We start from the raw sequence: 16,051 nt of genomic DNA on the forward strand, positions 1-16,051 counted from the left end.
AGGATTAATGATGCGTTTAAAATTTCTAATTACTTTCTTGCTTAGTATTATTATAACAACAAGTTATGCAAGTACCGTGTTAACAACCCTAAATGGGGAGAAGATTCCTTTTACTAATTTAAAAGGCAAATGGGTTTTAATTAATTATTGGGCGAGTTGGTGTCAGCCCTGTTTAGATGAAATAAAAGAGTTAAATCAATTTTATGCTTTAAATAAAGATAGGATTCATCTATTTGCTGTTAACTTTGATGAGTTATCTCAAACTGAACAAACACAACTAATTAAGAAATTAAATATAAGCTATCCTAGCTTAGCTAAAGATCCACGTTCGGCGTTACATTTAGGTGATTTACAAGGTGTGCCGGCAACTTTCGTTTTTGACCCTGAAGGGAATTTTAAAGAAGCATTATATGGTGGGCAAACATTTAATTCTTTGAAAAAAGCGATTAGAGGCTAGCAATTAGATTATGTCTCATATAGAAATAAGTCATTGTTTAGAAGGCAGATTGCTGCGTGAGGGTGCAGGTGTGAAATTGCATCGTTATATTGGTGCAGAACGTACAAATGATTATGAGCCTATTTTACTATTTGACTATTTTAATAGTGAGGAGCCCCTAGATTATTTAGGCGGTTTTCCATCCCATCCGCATCGTGGTTTTGAAACAATAACCTATTTGTTGCAGGGAAAATTATTGCATGAAGATAACACTGGACATCAAGGTTTACTTAAATCTGGTGATGTACAGTGGATGACAGCAGGAAGAGGGGTTATTCATTCTGAGATGCCTGCACAAACCCAAGGTGCATTTACAGGGTTACAACTTTGGTTAAATTTGCCTGCAGTTAATAAGATGTCAGCACCACGTTATCAAGAATATACTGCAAGTCAGTTGCCTGAAGAAGTTCATGATAATGGGGTGAAGATAAAAGTAATTGCGGGTAAAACGATGCAAGGTACTACATCACCTATTCAAGGTATTGCTACAGAGCCTTTATTTCTAGATATTCAATTACCAGCTCAAACTAGCTTTACTACAGTTATTCCTCCTACTCATCAGACTATTTTGTTTAATTTAATAGGGCATATATCTATTAGTGATAAGAGTGTTAGTCAGGACCAATTAGCTATATTAAGTAAAGGCAATAATCTTAATATCAAAGCAGAGGATGCTTCGCGTTGTCTTCTTATTGCAGCGAAGAAATTACATGAGCCAATTGCTCGTTTAGGGCCATTTGTCATGAATACTCAAGATGAAATTAGGCAGGCTATAGAAGATTTTCGTAATCGACAATTTTAATAAGCTACCTGTCTGTTTTAATTTTTTCTTTAATCATTTTTCACTAAGGTATCTGGCTAAGGCTTGGCACTTTTGTGATAGCAAATCTTCTTTTTGTTTCAAAAATATACTTAAAGTTTAATTTTTAAATAAAATCTTATTGGCCCCGTCTTGTAATTGGTGTATAATCCATGCGCATACAGAGCTACTAGCCAGCATTGAACTTCTATTACCTAAGTTTGCAGATTGTCATAAGGTGCCTGACTATGATGAAAACCCAAAAGCGGACAATGGATAGCGCTTAGCGGATAGTAAAGTTGTAATTATCTAATTATCTAATTATCTAATTATCTAATTATCTAATTATCTAATTATCTAATTATCTAATTATCTAATTATCTAATTATCTAATTAGCTATAGCAAGTAAAATCTTATATGAGACGGTCATGGTGATAACATTAATATTTTATGTCATTTTATTGTTAAGTTTAATTTGTGTTGTAGGAATGCTTTATAAGCTTAAACAGCAGCGTCCTGTGCGTTTATCGATTCTAGAGTATATAAAATTGGTTGGTAGTGGTATCGTCGCTTTTGTTGCAGATACGTTAGGGATAGGCAGCTTTGCAGTTAATGTTGCTTTGGCTAAATTATTAAATACTTTTCCTGATGATCAATTACCTGCAGTTAATAACGGTGCTCAAGTTATTCCTGGTGTTATTGAATCTTTTTTCTTTATGCAGTTAATTGATGTCGATTTAAATACATTATTAACCCTCGTTATTGGCGCATGTATTGGTGGCTTAATTGGCGGTACTATTGTTAGCCGCTTAAGCAAACAAGCAATACGTTTAGGTATGATGTGTTGTTTTATGCTAATTATTGCGCTACTTATCTGCCATCAGTTACGTATTATGCCCGTTGGTGGCGATTTAGTTGCTTTGCATGGTTGGAAGTTAACGATAGGGTTCATAGCTATGGTTATTTCTGGTGGCTTAACCTCTGTTGGAATAGGCTTATTTGTAATGGTACAAGGTATTTTATTTTTATTAAATGTCTCACCATTAGTTGCCTTCCCTATCATGACCACAGCCGGTGCCATGCAGCAGCCACTAACTACTTTAGTTTTTTTACAGCAGGATAAAATTCCTTTAAAGAAAACACTTATTTTAAGTTTAGCGGGTTGTTTAGGAGTTTTAGTAACGTTGCAAATTTTTACTCATTTAACGGTAACTTGGTTGCATTCACTTTTATTAGGTATCATGGTTTATAATTTATATGCAATTAGCAGGGCTTATTTTTATAATAAAGCTTTAGATTCTAAATCTAAAGCCTCTGTACCTCTTACCGCATTAGATTAATTTAGTAGGCGTCTTGATCTAAAGTACAAAAACTCTTATTGTTTTTGTGAGTTGATTGATTAGGGTGTCAATTTATTAAACTAGTTAAGCACTTGCAGCTATCAAATTTAAGCTGTAAAGGCCTAATTAGTAGTTTTAAAATTAATGCTTATCTTAGTGATTTAAGGACGATCCATGAAAAAAATAATAATGCTTTGTTGTTCTTTGCTACTAACCCTATCCAGTTATGCATTTAATAACCGTTTTGATACTATGGTCGTTTTTGGTGACAGCTTATCTGATAACGGAAATTTATATAATTATTTATGGCATTATTTACCGACCTCGCCTCCTTATTATTTAGGCCGTTTTACAGATGGGCCAGTGTGGACTGAATATCTTTATACGGCTCTTTTTCCTGAAACCTATACAGAGGGTTTTCAAGATTATGCAGTAGGCGGAGCAGGGGCTGTTCTCTCCTATAAAGAGAATTTACCTTTTACTTTAACAGCCGAGTTAAATAATTATCTTTATTGGCATACCTATGGTAGAAAAGACACAAGCTTGTATACTATTTGGATAGGTGCCAATAATTACATTAATGAGCCAACGAATGTAGAAGAGTTAACTACAGGTGTAGTTAATGCTATTGGCAATGTCGTAGAGCGCTTAATTATTAAGGGCGGAAATAAATTTGTATTAGTTAATCTTCCTGATTTAGCTCGCTTACCTCACGCAAAAAATTCATCTAGGCAGTGGTTATTGACCTATTTAACTGAAGCTCATAACCGTAAATTAGCTAATCAAATTGAGGAATTAAAAATTAAATATCCTGATGTCTTATTTATTTATTTCGATGCTTATAATTTTTTTAATCAATCCCTAGACCATGCAGAAGATTATGGTTTTACCAATACCATTGAACCATGTTATTTAGGAAGTTATGTAGGTTGGTTAGAAACACTAAAGCCAAGTGATGAGGTATTATTTGCCAATTTAAAAGTACATTCACCTAAGTTAACTGAGAAAGAATGGTTGTTAATAAAAGATAATCCGCAACTACACGAAGCAGCTTTAACAAGTTATTTATTTAATTTATTACCAGCCAAGATACAAGATGAGCCATTACAATGTGGTAGTTATGTCTTCTGGGATCAAGTTCATCCAACCACAGCAGTTCATAAGATAATAGCCCAACAAGTACAAAAATTAATTAATGAAGCAGGGTTACAACCTGTTTTACCCGATATGATAAATTAAAAAAGGTTTATTGATGGAAGATGAGTTTATTAGTAAATCGCAACGAAAAAGAGAAGCGCATGCGCTACAGAAGATTGGTGAAGAGCTAGTAACTTTATCCGTAGCTAAATTAACTTTACTTTCGTTGCCAGATAACTTACAACAAGCGATAATCGCTGCTAAATCAATTAAAAGCCATGGTGCTTTAAAGCGACAAATGCAGCTTATTGGTAAAATAATGCGTTTAGTAGATAGTGAAGCAATTATTGCTGCTTTTGCTGAGTTGAAAGCACAAGAAAATGCTCAAACAGCGGTATTTCATGAATTAGAGCAATGGCGAGATCGTTTAATTGCTGAAGGTAAGCCTGCCCTTACAGCGTTTATTAATTTGTATCCGCATGCTGATGCGCAACAATTACGTCAGCAGATTAAAAAAGCTGTTGATGAGAAAGTGAGTGGTAAGGATAGAGGTGCAAGTAAAGCGTTGTTTCGTTTGTTAAGGTCGTATTTATAATGAATTATTCTCTATTTGTCAGTTGCGCGAAAGGGCTTGAGTATTTACTTGAAATAGAATTAAAAACGATAGGGTTGCAAATTACTCATGTTAGCCCCCAAGGTGTTTATGGTGAGGCAAATGAAGCAACTATTTACCAACTATGTTTATGGTCTCGCCTTGCTAATCGAGTACAGCTGATTTTATTTAGCGGTCAGGTTTTTGAGGAACAAAGTTTGTATAAGCTTTGTCACCAATTTCATTGGCAAACGGTATTTACAGCAGACAAAACGCTAGCTATTGAGTTTCATGGTACCTCAAAGCATATTCGTAATTCTATGTATGGGGCACAAGTTATCAAAGACGCCATCGTTGATCACTTTCGTAACCTAAGAGGGCAGAGGCCGACAGTAGATAAAGATAAACCGCAAATTCGTCTACATGCTTATTTAAAGAATGATACGTTAACAGTAAGTTTTGACTTAACAGGTTATAGTTTGCATCAACGCGGTTATCGCCTGCAAGCAGGCGAAGCACCTTTAAAAGAAACCTTAGCTGCGGCTCTGTTAATACGTGCAAATTGGCCACAGTTAGCAGAAAAAGGCTATGCGTTTCATGACCCGTTCTGTGGTTCAGGAACCTTAGTGATTGAAGCTGCGATGATAGCAGGCCATATTGCACCAGGCTTATTGCGTCAGGACCAATCGTTAATTCACTGGGTTAAACATCAACCAACGCTTTGGGAAAAATTACGTGCTCATGCGCTTACTCAAGTTAAGCCTGCCAAAATTAAATTAATTGGCACGGATACTAATCAGAAGTTAATTGCGCATGCAAAAGCAAATGCTGAACGAGCCGGCGTATTACCTTTAGTCTCATTCGCCCAGCGAGCTCTTAAAGACTGTCACGCAGAGAGCCCACACGGATTATTAATTTGTAACCCGCCATATGGTGAGCGTTTAGCAGATGCTACTCAGCTTATCCCTTTATATCAACAAATAGGCACAGCAGCGCATACATCGTTTCAAGGTTGGCAAATGGCTTTTCTAACTTCAAACCCCATGTTAGCAAAGGCCGTAGGGTTGCGTGCAGCAAAGCAATATACTTTTTTTAATGGGCCCTTAGAATGTAAATTATATTGTTTATCACTAAATGCAGAAAATCGTTTAAAAAATAATGCAAGCTCTGCATCACTTTCAGGTGGTGCGCAGATGCTACTTAATCGCTTACAAAAGAATTATCAACATTTAAAAAAATGGGCTAAGCGTGAGCAGGTTAGTTGTTATCGTATCTATGATGCTGATATTCCAGAGTATGCTTATGCTATTGATTTATACAATGATTATGCTGTGTTACAAGAGTATGCCGCTCCTGCAACGATTGCACCCCATAAAGCTGAAAAGAGAAGCTTAGAAGTCATGCAGATTGTCCCTAAAGCTTTAGATATCTCAGCTGATAAGTTAGTAGTTAAGCAACGAAAGCAACAAAAAGGAATAAATCAATATCAAAAAATAAATCAAACTAAGCGCACACTTATTGTTAATGAAGGTCAAGCAAAATTTAAGGTTAATCTTTATGATTATCTAGATACCGGCTTGTTCTTAGATCACCGCCTACTGCGCTTGAAATTTGCGAAATTGCCAGCAGGGACGCGCTTTTTAAATTGCTTTTGTTACACAGGTAGTGCAAGCGTACATGCTGCATTGGCAGGAGCGTTAACAACCAATGTTGATCTTTCAAAAACCTATTTAAACTGGGCAGAGGATAACTTTAAACTTAATAATTTAGCTGCTACTCGCCATCGTTTTATCCAAGCAGATTGCATAAATTGGTTAAAAATTGCCCGCGATAAGTTTGATGTTATTTTCCTTGATCCACCTAGTTTTTCAAATTCAAAACGAATGACTTCTACGTTAGATATTCAAAGAGATCAGGAAATTCTAATTGATAATGCAATGCGTTTGCTCGCGCCTGAAGGTAGTTTATATTTTTCCACCAATTTTCGTCACTTTAAGTTATTACCTGCTATTTCTGAAAAATATCAGGTAAGAAATATTACTCCAGAGACAATCGATGCAGATTTTAAACGTAATAAACGTATTCATCACTGCTTTTTGCTTAAACATTAAAGTACATATTTTATATGGTCAGCAATTATAGCTTTTTATTCCTTATCTAGTTTTGCTAATAAACTATCAAGTGGGGTAAAAGATAAAAGTAAAGATAGTATCGCTGCGCCAAGACCTGTAAGCAACGACTCTGTCCAACCTGGAGCATGACTTGCATAATCTGCAATCGTTGTTCCTATAAAGGCCGTAATTGCTAGTCCAAATCGTGAAGTTTGAAATTTTACTAAATTGCCATAAGAGGCAATTAAGCTAATTAAACCAGCGCCTAACCCGGTTAACAAAGCAACCTTCCAATGATTTAAAGTCAATGTACTTAAATCACCTTTAGTCATCGCAATTAAACAAGCGACTGTCGATTGTGAAATATGACGACTAACAATGGTCAATCTTAATAGTAAGCTGTTTTTAAAGTCTTGCATAAAAACTTCCTGTAAGTTTAACTGCTTTAAAAAATAACAATATTAAGCGCTAGGTGGTAATAAGGATTAACTGTTTATAAGTTAATCTTACCTTATAGTAAAACTAATAAATTAAAGGTTATTTCTAAAATATTTAATAATAATTAAGCTTAGCTTAGCGAAAGTAGTTTTTCCGCTATTTAATATTAATTTGGAAATTTAAAAATGTTTTATTTCAATTTTGTTAAGTATATTGCACAATTGTAAAATTAACGATATAGTCTTCTTCTTTAGACATTGGAGGACTAAAAATATGAGCGGACCAAATCCACAACAATCAGCCTATGCTATGATGTTAACTGGTTTAGGCGCTATACCAAGATCTACTGTAATAGTTACACAGGCGAATAATCATCCTAATCATCATCACCACCAGTCAATACAGCCACAACAAGTAATAACACCAGTTTATAATCCATCTCAAACTTATTTAGTTCCTCCGCCGCCACCAGGACATTATAATTCGCCTTTTAGAAATAATAGACATCATGACCATCACCATCCTTCTCAGGATCATTATCATTCACATGGCCATTCTTTTGGCCGATAAAGTGATTAATTTCTGGTATGAAGTTAAGAAAACGTACTACCGCTCTTTAATGGCGGTAGTTCATTATTTTGAAAATAAATATTTAATGGTTATCTAGCTTATAATTCTAGTAGGATCCCAGTGAACATCATTAATAAACATATTAATGTGCTTCATATTACCAGTAAGTATGGGGTTTTTACTCACCATTTTCAATTGGTAAATAATAGTACCATTTTCTATGTAATGAGGTTTAGATAACAAAGCCGTAAAATTTTGTTGTTGGCCTGAATTAGCAATCATAGCTATAGCTGCATTTGGCGAGATAGCAGAAAAATGATTCTTCAAATCTTTATCTGCTAATAAGGTTATAAATTGAACTAGAGGTAAAATACCAGCCTTTCTTTTTGGTTTATCAGTAAAATAACTAACATAGGCAGGTACCTCGCGAAGAGTTAAACTATAACTACTATCTTTATTTTTAATAAGCTCACCTTTATTAGCATGCTGTAAGAATAAAAAACTACTATCAAGTGCTAGGACAAAGGTATTTGCTAAAAGTAAAAAAATACCAATTAATATTCTCATTTCATTTCCTCTTAATACTTAATCATTCGTATGATTATTGTTGCTTAGTTATCAATGATAACATTCAAAACTGCTATGCTTGTTTAATGCTATTATTTATTTAAAACAATATTTATTGTAACGAAAAAAATTATTGTGCAAATATAGGGCATAATGAAAAGCCTTATCTACGTTACGAATTTATAATTAATCTATAGAACTGGCTACATTAAATAAAAATGATTTAAAGTGCTAATTACTTGAGGATTAATAATTGGTAAAAACAAATTCAACTTGTGAGAAAAATAATTTACAGCAAGAATCTGCTTATTTAAAGCAAATTATTAAGATTCAATCTTTGCTAGGACAGGCAGACTTTAATCTAAATGCATTTATGCTGCTTGTTGTCGAACAAGTACAACAGCTTACGGGTGCAACGGGTGTGGTAGTTGAATTAGTAGAAGGTGATGAAATGGTGTATCGGGCCGCGACAGGGTCTATTGCTGGCCACTTAAATTTACGACTTAGTATACACAATAGTATTTCAGGATTATGTATTAAAAAAAATAAAGTACTTTCTTCAGAAGATACAGAACAAGATGAGCGTGTTGACATTGAAGCTTGCAGAAAGGTTCAAGCACGTTCTTTAGTGGTTGCTCCTTTAGTTTATGAAAGTAAACCTATTGGTGTTTTAAAAATTCTGTCTAATAAGCCTTACGCTTTTTCTGCTAATAATATTCAAACTCTACAAGTAATGGCGGGTTTTATTGCTTCAGGCTTGGCACATCAAATTTTATATGAGGCTAATCAACAAATTTTAAAAGAACGTACTGAGGCTTTAAACGAATTAAGAAAATTACAAAAGAAATTATATTATTTAGCAAATCACGATAATTTAACTCAACTTACTAATAGAAAATCCTTTAATGAGATCCTTAAAATGGCATTATCTTACGCTAAAAATCAGCACTATTTATTAGCACTGATGTATTTAGATATTGATCATTTTAAATCTATTAATGATACCTATGGTCATGCTATAGGTGATGAATTATTAAAAGCTTTTTGTGCGCGTGTTAAACGTAGTATAAGGCAAGATGATGTATTTGCTCGTTTAGGAGGGGATGAGTTTATTATTTTGATAGAGAAAATGACCTCTCAGCAAGATGCTACATTTATAGCTTCTAAGATTATTAAAATAATTAGTAATCCCTTTAAATTTAATGATTTAATTTTATCTATTTCAACCAGTATTGGTATTGCTTTTTATCAAGGTGAAGACATTTCAGCACATGAGCTAATAGCTAATGCTGATGACGCGCTCTATCAAGCTAAGAAGGCAGGCAGAAGTGGATTTAAAGTTTTTAATAATTAACCGCAGGCGTATTAAACGCTATCCAAAGTCCATTTTCCTATAATATAAAGTACGTTACCTGCACCTTGTGCACCTGGTATATAAGTGGCTAACAGTGTTAAGCGGCGATAAGAAACAGAAGCCCAAGGCAATATGCCAGGGAAAGGAATATTATGAAAGATATCTGGGCGTGCTGTAATTAGAATTGAATAACCAAGCCCAAATTGTGTCTCGTTATTTACAGGAATTAATTTTAAGTAAGCATAACCGAGAGCTGGTTCAATATTCTTATGTGAATCTAGAAAGGCTATGATAGATAACCCATGCCAATTACCTTTTTCATCATAGAGTCCTTTACCTAAGCCGCCGCCCCAGGCTTGTTCGTTATATGTTTTTATTCTTTTTGGGCTATAGGTATAACGGTTATGCCAAGCATAACCTGAAAAATAGAGCTCATTATTACCTTCTTCCCAGATTTGATAAAGTCTCTGACAAGTAGATTTAAGCCAATAGGGTTGCTTCATACAATGCTCTGCAAGCTCAGCATGTCCATAAGTTAAATAAAAAATCAACGTCACTGTCATCATTTTTTTCATAAGATTAAGCAAACCAACTTAATTCCAAGTTTTAAAATTTAGTGTTAAAGTGACTTTAGCATATTATTATTCTAAATCTACCTTATGTTAGGAAAGCGAGCAAAACATGGACTTGTTTCGTAAAAAATTAATTGTTGAACCAAGCGACTCTCATGGTCCTTTAGCGAAATGTTTATCTGCTTTTGATTTAGTTTTCCTAGGAGTTGGCGCCATTATTGGTGCTGGTATTTTTGTGTTAACTGGTATAGTTGCCGCAACCCAGGCGGGGCCAGCGATTATATTTTCTTATGTAATGGCTGGTCTTGCTTGTGCTTTTTCAGCCTTATCTTATGCTGAATTAGCTGCTTTAGTAGGAGGCTGTGGCAGCGCTTATGGCTATGCTTATGCTGGATTTGGTGAATTAATTGCTTGGATTGTTGGATGGGATCTTATACTTGAGTACTCTATTTCGGTTCCTGCGGTGTCTGTAGGATGGAGTGGATATTTTAATGATCTATTGAAAACTGGAAAAATTAATTTACCTACTTATTTATTAAAGAGTCCGCTTAATGGCGGTTTAATAAATATATTAGCTTTCGGTATTATTTTATTATTAACAGGGTTATTAATGTGGGGGGTAAAAACTAGCTCACGTGTTAATAATATAATGGTAATAACTAAATTAACGGTCATTTTATTATTTATCATAATAGCAAGCATGAATGTTGAGCCAGCTAACTGGACACCTTTTATGCCTTTTGGCTGGACAGGCGTAATGCAAGGTGCATCATTAATCTTTTTTGCCTATCTTGGTTTTGACGCAGTCTCAACCGCTGCTGAAGAAGCCGTTAACCCTAAACGCGATTTACCAATAGGAATTATTGGCTCACTTACAATATGTACAGTCTTATATATTATCGTATCAGGTTTATTAACTGGTATTGTCCCTTATACTTCTTTAAATCAGCCATCGCCTATTAGTCACGCTATGTTACTACTTGGCTATAAATTTATTGCAGGGTTAATTGGTATTGGTGCTATTGCTGGTCTAACTACTGTTATGTTAGTGATGTTTTATGGTCTGACGCGTGTTTTCTTAGCTATGGCAAGAGATGGTTTATTACCAAGATTTTTTGCTCAAACAGGAGCTTATACTAAAACACCTATAAGAATTATTTTAATTTGCGGAATTATTATGGCGTTGCTTGCAGGTTTTATACCATTGAGTGATTTAGCTGAATTAGTTAATATTGGAACCTTATTTGCTTTCATGACAGTTTGCACAGGCGTAATTATTTTGCGTTATACGCGTCCTGAGCTATCACGTCCCTTTAAAACACCACTAATGCCTCTTATTCCGGCTTTAGGTATATTAAGCTGTGCTTATCTTCTCATCCATTTGCCCTGGGTTAGCATGCTGCGTTTTGTGATATGGATGGTTATTGGCCTAGTTATTTATTTTAGTTATAGCCGCTTCCACAGTACATTAAATACAGAGTTTAACCACGAATAGTAGGAGCTAATTTGACTAAAGCCCAGAAAGACAAAAAATATCCTATGTCACGAGCTTTGCAAGGGTTAGCTGATAAAGCAAAAAAGGAGCAAAAAATAACCTTTAAAGACATTATAGAAGAGTTAGGAAGTCAAGGTTTTGGGCTTATTATTTTTCTTTTTGCATTGCCTAGTGCTTTGCCTCTCTCGGCTATACCTGGTTTTTCTTTTATCTTTTGTTTACCTATTATCTTTATTACACTCCAAATTATTATTGGTAAGCATTCTCTTTGGTTACCAAAAGCTTTAGCTAAACGAGAAATTAATAAAGACAAATTAGGGCATCTAATAAAAAAGGTTTTACCTTATTTAGGATATATGGAAAAGTTACTAAAACCACGTTTTGATTTTATGACTTCATCAATTATGGAAAAAGTGCATGCACTAACCGTTTTAATATTAAGTATTTTAGTGTTATTGCCTATTCCATTAAGTAATTCGATTTTTGCGTTAATTATTATTATGTTTGGTTTAGGGTTAGCAAACGATGATGGGATATGTTTGGCATTAGCTTATCTAGCCATTGTTTTAGCTGTTTTATTTATTACCAGTGTTTTTAAGCTTATTTTTGGTTAATTAAACATTTAAAATTAAAATGTAAAGTTTAATGAAGTAACATCACTGCGCCAGCTACAATGCCCGCACCTGGAATAGTAAATAACCATGAAAAAAATATTCGTCTAAGAATAGGTAAATGGACTTGTTTTAAACCGCGACTGATACCAGTACCGGTAATAGTACCTGTAACTGTATGTGTTGTAGACACTGGAATACCATATTCAGTAGCTATAAAAATTATAGCAGCAGCACCTGTTTCAGCAACACAACCGCGTAGCGGATTTAATTCTGTAATTTTAGTACCCATCGTATGCACGATACGCCAGCCACCGGCTAGTGTTCCCAAGCTAATAACTAAATGACAACTAATGACGACCCAAAAAGGCACATAAAAAGTATCACCGAGCCACGATGAAGAAAAGAGTAATATAGCAATGATCCCCATTGTTTTTTGCGCGTCATTACCGCCATGAGTCAAGCTTAAAAAAGCTGCTGAAATCAATTGAAAACTTTTAAATGTTCTTTGTATAGATTGTTGATTCTGACGTTCAGTGAAATTTGTAATGACAGTAGTCAGAAAAAAACCTAATAATAAACCTGCAAGTGGAGAGATAAGAATACCAATAAATACCTTAACAAATCCTAATGGTTTTAATGCGCTTATCCCAGCTTTAGCTAAAGTAGCGCCTGCAAGCCCACCTATTAATGCATGAGAAGAGCTTGAGGGTAGGCCGTAATACCAAGTTACTAAATTCCAAAAAATTGCCCCAATTAAGGCTGCAAAAATTAAGTAAGGTTCAACTATACTTGTATCAATAAGTCCATCACCAATAGTTTTAGCAACTGTCAACTTAAAGATTAAAAAAGCAATAAAATTAAAAAAAGCTGCCCAAAGTACCGCTTGCCTTGGTGTAAGAACTTCAGTAGTGACAATAGTTGCAATCGAATTAGCGGCATCATGAAACCCATTAATAAAATCAAAAACAAAAGCAACTAAAATTACAAATATTATAAATAAAGTTCCAGAAATCATGATTATCCTTCTAGGTCATTTAGCGTCTCATGCTTAGGAAAAATTTTAATTTGCATAATTCGAGCTCCGTCCATTGTTTCAATAACCGCTATAAAATCTGAAAATTCCACTTGCTGGCCAATTATGGGTACTGCGCCTAGTTGATGCAAGATTAATCCACCTACAGTCGTAATTTCTTCTTGCTCAGTACTAAGGTTTAATTCTTTTTGTAATGCTCTTTCCAAAGCAAATACGGGGCAATTCCCCTTAACTGTTAAACTACCATCAGGATGTCTGAGCCATGCATCTCCTGTTTTATGAAATTCATCTTTAATGACACCAATGACTAAGTGTAATAAATTATCTAGCGTAACAAAACCCGCAACATCTCCTCGACGATTACATACTAAAGCAAAATGTGGCATCCCACTTTGAAATTGACGCAATAAGGTTAAGGCAGGTAAGCGATAAGAAATTTGAGGGATAGGCCTAGTTAAGCTTTGTAAATGTAATAGCTCATCATTTTTAGCATTTAAAGTGGGTTGTAAATCCTTCACATGTAAAAGACCTATTATTTTTTTTTCCTGCTGATTATAAACAGGATATCGGCTATAGCGATAACGATTTAGGGTATTGAGTAAATCTTTTTTGGTTATCTCACTATTTAACATGACCATATCATGAACTGAACACATTACATCAATAGCTTGCAACTCAGCAAGCTCTAAGGTATGAGCTAAAATACTACTTTCTTGTGAGGTAAGTTCGCCATGCAATTGACTTGAGCGTAAGATTAATTTTAACTCTTCCGATGAATGAGACACTTCACCAGGATGTACCTCATCAAGATGTAATTTTTTTAAAAAGAAGTTAGAACAAGAATTAAGTAACCAGATAATAGGATACATAAACCAATGAAAGCTATATAGTGGTATTGCGGTCCATAAAGCAATCTGCTCACTTTGCCTTATGGCCCAGGACTTAGGTAATAATTCACCAATAACAATATGAAGAAAAGATAAAAACGTGAAAGCAAAAGTAAAACTAATAAATTCAATTAATCCTGGGGCAGTTAAACCAAGCGTGTTCAAAATAGGGGAAATTAAATCAGCAAGAGCAGGTTCGCCGACCCACCCTAAACCTAATGAGGCTAAAGTAATACCTAGCTGACAAGCAGACAAATAAGCATCTAATTGTTTATGCACTTTAGCTAAAATAACACCACGCCAAGGATACTGCGTTGCAATAACCGCTACTCGCGTTGGTCTTAACTTAACCATAGCAAATTCTGCTGCTACAAAAAAAGCATTAAGTACGACGAGGATCAGGCCAATAATTATCAGAATAAAGGTGATCATAATTAAATATAATAACTCGTTTTAGTCATTAATTTAGAGGTCTTATTCATTAAATATTTTAAAATTTCTGGTAATTCAATAGCACCAGCTTGCTTAGCAACTTCTGCATGATGTGCTTCATCTTCCTGCATTTGCTTAAGAATAAGCGGCGTTTTTTTATCTTCTAATGGTAGTTTTTCTAGGTGCTTTTGTAGATGAGCACTTACTTGCAATTCAGTTTCTGCTAAGAAGCCTAAACTAAACTTATCACCAACCAGTCCTGCTAATGCACCAATAGTAAAAGAGCCAATATACCAAATTGGATTAAATAAGCTAGGTTGACTATTTAGCTCATGTAAGCGTTGTTCACACCAAGCTAAATGATCAACTTCTTCTTCTGCAGCATTTACCATTTGTGCTCTCACATCAGTTAAGCGTGCAGTCAATGCTTGGCCTTGATAAAGTGCTTGAGCACAAACTTCTCCGGCATGATTAACGCGCATAAGTCCAGCAACATGTTTTTTCTGGTTAGCCGTTAATACTTCATTAGAGGCTAGATCTTTAGCCGGCGATGGTCTATCGCTAACTCGTTTTGTTGGAGGTAAAAGTGTACGTATTGCTACATCAATTTCTCGGATAACCTGATCAAGTACATTAAACTTTCTCATATTGCTCTCACTTCTTAACTTATAGCGCCACTTCTCAAGTTTTATATTGTGCTCTAAGTCTGCTGGTTTAAAACATGTATTCTCATGTATATTTTCACCCTACTTATTCATACTTTATCTAAAAAGTGGGTAACGTTATATAAACCTTGCCAATAAATTCTTAATGTGAGTTTAGCACTATAATAATTTCATTTACCCACTTAATTAAACTTTCCTGCTAAAGCTATACTTTTAATTGAGTTTTTATTAAAGGTTAGTTAGAGTGTTTATTCTATTAGTGAAAAGGACTTAAACAATGACTCTACTACATTTGATTATTCTAATTATTATTGTGGGCGTTATATTATGGGGGATCAATGCATTTATTCCAATGGCGCCAATGATAAAAGGGCTATTAAATTTCCTCGTATTTATTTTGTTACTTATTTATATTTTGCAATTCTTTCATCTTATACCAACATTAATACCATTCCCTAATTTTGGGAGACAATAAGTTTTTGGCGGATAATTAATATTATTTCAAGTGCGCTAAATAGCTATTACCCATTATGGATATAAATCTGTAAGTATTTTAGTTCTACTGTAGCTGTCATCTGGTCGCTACAGTAGAGGCTTTAAAGGTACAAGATTAGATTATGGTCCTGGCGAATCGTTTAAATTATTAGTTGGTGGGAGAATAGGACCAGCTGGAGAATCATCACTTACCGTATTAGCATCTGTAACTTTTCCATCTTTTCCATCTTTATTTTTAGATTTTTGTGCAGTCTCTGCTGATTGATTATTATTTTTAAAAGCTTCAGTTTGTTTAACGGTATCGTTTTGAGCCGGATTAGCTGTGGGTGGTTGTAATTCAGCATAGGCTGACAGGGGTAAGACAAGCATCGTCCCCAAGATTAAAAGTAATTTATTCATACTAGCTCCTTGTATTTATTTTAGTTTGAGAAAAATTAAAACCACTAAAGTTTA

At 34.6% G+C, this 16,051-nt stretch carries 18 protein-coding genes; 11 read left to right on the forward strand and 7 right to left on the reverse strand.

Features of this window, described 5'->3' with window-relative positions; all coding sequences use genetic code 11:
* The first annotated feature begins 7 nt into the window (after window positions 1-7).
* From ACNVED_RS00510 to rlmKL, 6 genes are all read left to right on the forward strand, one after another.
* On the forward strand, window positions 8-457 hold the full coding sequence (locus ACNVED_RS00510) for a TlpA family protein disulfide reductase (RefSeq protein ID WP_419419820.1): 450 nt from the start codon (window positions 8-10) through the stop codon (window positions 455-457).
* Between the two features lie 10 nt (window positions 458-467).
* Window positions 468-1,298, forward strand: a complete 831-nt coding sequence (locus tag ACNVED_RS00515) for a pirin family protein (RefSeq protein WP_419419821.1) — start codon at window positions 468-470, stop codon at window positions 1,296-1,298.
* Window positions 1,299-1,724: 426 nt separating this feature from the next.
* On the forward strand, window positions 1,725-2,636 hold the full coding sequence (locus ACNVED_RS00520; RefSeq protein ID WP_419419822.1) for a sulfite exporter TauE/SafE family protein: 912 nt from the start codon (window positions 1,725-1,727) through the stop codon (window positions 2,634-2,636).
* 174 nt (window positions 2,637-2,810) lie between these two features.
* Window positions 2,811-3,875, forward strand: coding sequence for an SGNH/GDSL hydrolase family protein (locus ACNVED_RS00525; RefSeq protein ID WP_419419823.1), 1,065 nt, complete (start codon window positions 2,811-2,813; stop codon window positions 3,873-3,875).
* A gap of 13 nt (window positions 3,876-3,888) precedes the next feature.
* Window positions 3,889-4,368 (forward strand): ribosome biogenesis factor YjgA, encoded by a 480-nt coding sequence (yjgA, locus tag ACNVED_RS00530; protein ID WP_419419824.1) that lies wholly within the window; start codon window positions 3,889-3,891, stop codon window positions 4,366-4,368.
* Window positions 4,368-6,476, forward strand: a complete 2,109-nt coding sequence (gene rlmKL, locus ACNVED_RS00535; protein WP_419419825.1) for a bifunctional 23S rRNA (guanine(2069)-N(7))-methyltransferase RlmK/23S rRNA (guanine(2445)-N(2))-methyltransferase RlmL — start codon at window positions 4,368-4,370, stop codon at window positions 6,474-6,476. The genes yjgA and rlmKL overlap by 1 nt, the downstream gene beginning before the upstream one ends.
* A 35-nt stretch (window positions 6,477-6,511) precedes the next feature.
* Here the strand turns inward: rlmKL and ACNVED_RS00540 are convergent, their stop codons facing one another.
* The gene (locus tag ACNVED_RS00540) at window positions 6,512-6,895 is read right to left on the reverse strand and encodes a hypothetical protein (protein WP_419419826.1); all 384 of its coding nucleotides are present in this window, start codon (window positions 6,893-6,895) and stop codon (window positions 6,512-6,514) included.
* Window positions 6,896-7,187: 292 nt separating this feature from the next.
* Between ACNVED_RS00540 and ACNVED_RS00545 the strand changes: the two genes are divergently transcribed.
* Complete coding sequence (locus ACNVED_RS00545; RefSeq protein WP_419419827.1) at window positions 7,188-7,484, forward strand: hypothetical protein; 297 nt, start codon at window positions 7,188-7,190, stop codon at window positions 7,482-7,484.
* Between the two features lie 93 nt (window positions 7,485-7,577).
* Here the strand turns inward: ACNVED_RS00545 and ACNVED_RS00550 are convergent, their stop codons facing one another.
* The gene (locus ACNVED_RS00550; RefSeq protein ID WP_419419828.1) at window positions 7,578-8,051 is read right to left on the reverse strand and encodes a hypothetical protein; all 474 of its coding nucleotides are present in this window, start codon (window positions 8,049-8,051) and stop codon (window positions 7,578-7,580) included.
* Window positions 8,052-8,304: 253 nt separating this feature from the next.
* On the opposite strand from ACNVED_RS00550, the gene ACNVED_RS00555 reads away from it, so the two are divergent.
* Window positions 8,305-9,405 (forward strand): diguanylate cyclase domain-containing protein, encoded by a 1,101-nt coding sequence (locus ACNVED_RS00555; protein ID WP_419419829.1) that lies wholly within the window; start codon window positions 8,305-8,307, stop codon window positions 9,403-9,405.
* Window positions 9,406-9,416: 11 nt separating this feature from the next.
* Here ACNVED_RS00555 and pagP read toward each other — a convergent pair whose 3' ends face one another.
* A complete protein-coding gene (pagP, locus tag ACNVED_RS00560; RefSeq protein WP_419421123.1) occupies window positions 9,417-9,971 on the reverse strand; it encodes a lipid IV(A) palmitoyltransferase PagP in 555 nt (184 codons plus the stop codon).
* Between the two features lie 115 nt (window positions 9,972-10,086).
* Here pagP and ACNVED_RS00565 point away from each other — a divergent pair, with 115 nt between their 5' ends.
* Both ACNVED_RS00565 and ACNVED_RS00570 read left to right on the forward strand, forming a co-directional pair.
* Window positions 10,087-11,472, forward strand: a complete 1,386-nt coding sequence (locus ACNVED_RS00565) for an amino acid permease (protein WP_419419830.1) — start codon at window positions 10,087-10,089, stop codon at window positions 11,470-11,472.
* 11 nt (window positions 11,473-11,483) lie between these two features.
* Window positions 11,484-12,086, forward strand: a complete 603-nt coding sequence (locus ACNVED_RS00570; protein WP_419419831.1) for an exopolysaccharide biosynthesis protein — start codon at window positions 11,484-11,486, stop codon at window positions 12,084-12,086.
* Between the two features lie 28 nt (window positions 12,087-12,114).
* Here ACNVED_RS00570 and ACNVED_RS00575 read toward each other — a convergent pair whose 3' ends face one another.
* The 3 genes from ACNVED_RS00575 to coq7 are packed head-to-tail and all read right to left on the reverse strand — an operon-like array spanning window position 12,115 to window position 15,085.
* The gene (locus tag ACNVED_RS00575; protein ID WP_419419832.1) at window positions 12,115-13,101 is read right to left on the reverse strand and encodes an anion permease; all 987 of its coding nucleotides are present in this window, start codon (window positions 13,099-13,101) and stop codon (window positions 12,115-12,117) included.
* 2 nt (window positions 13,102-13,103) lie between these two features.
* Window positions 13,104-14,438, reverse strand: a complete 1,335-nt coding sequence (locus tag ACNVED_RS00580) for a hemolysin family protein (RefSeq protein WP_419419833.1) — start codon at window positions 14,436-14,438, stop codon at window positions 13,104-13,106.
* Between the two features lie 2 nt (window positions 14,439-14,440).
* Window positions 14,441-15,085: a 2-polyprenyl-3-methyl-6-methoxy-1,4-benzoquinone monooxygenase gene (coq7, locus tag ACNVED_RS00585; protein WP_419419834.1), complete on the reverse strand. Its 645-nt coding sequence runs from the start codon at window positions 15,083-15,085 to the stop codon at window positions 14,441-14,443.
* Between the two features lie 295 nt (window positions 15,086-15,380).
* Between coq7 and ACNVED_RS00590 the strand changes: the two genes are divergently transcribed.
* A complete protein-coding gene (locus ACNVED_RS00590) occupies window positions 15,381-15,578 on the forward strand; it encodes a Thivi_2564 family membrane protein (RefSeq protein ID WP_419419835.1) in 198 nt (65 codons plus the stop codon).
* Between the two features lie 140 nt (window positions 15,579-15,718).
* On the opposite strand, the gene ACNVED_RS00595 is transcribed toward ACNVED_RS00590, so the two are convergent.
* Window positions 15,719-15,997, reverse strand: coding sequence for a hypothetical protein (locus ACNVED_RS00595; RefSeq protein WP_419419836.1), 279 nt, complete (start codon window positions 15,995-15,997; stop codon window positions 15,719-15,721).
* Between the last annotated feature and the right edge of the window lie 54 nt (window positions 15,998-16,051).

It is taken from the genome of Legionella sp. D16C41, assembly GCF_048541585.1.
Taxonomy (GTDB): domain Bacteria; phylum Pseudomonadota; class Gammaproteobacteria; order Legionellales; family Legionellaceae; genus Legionella_C.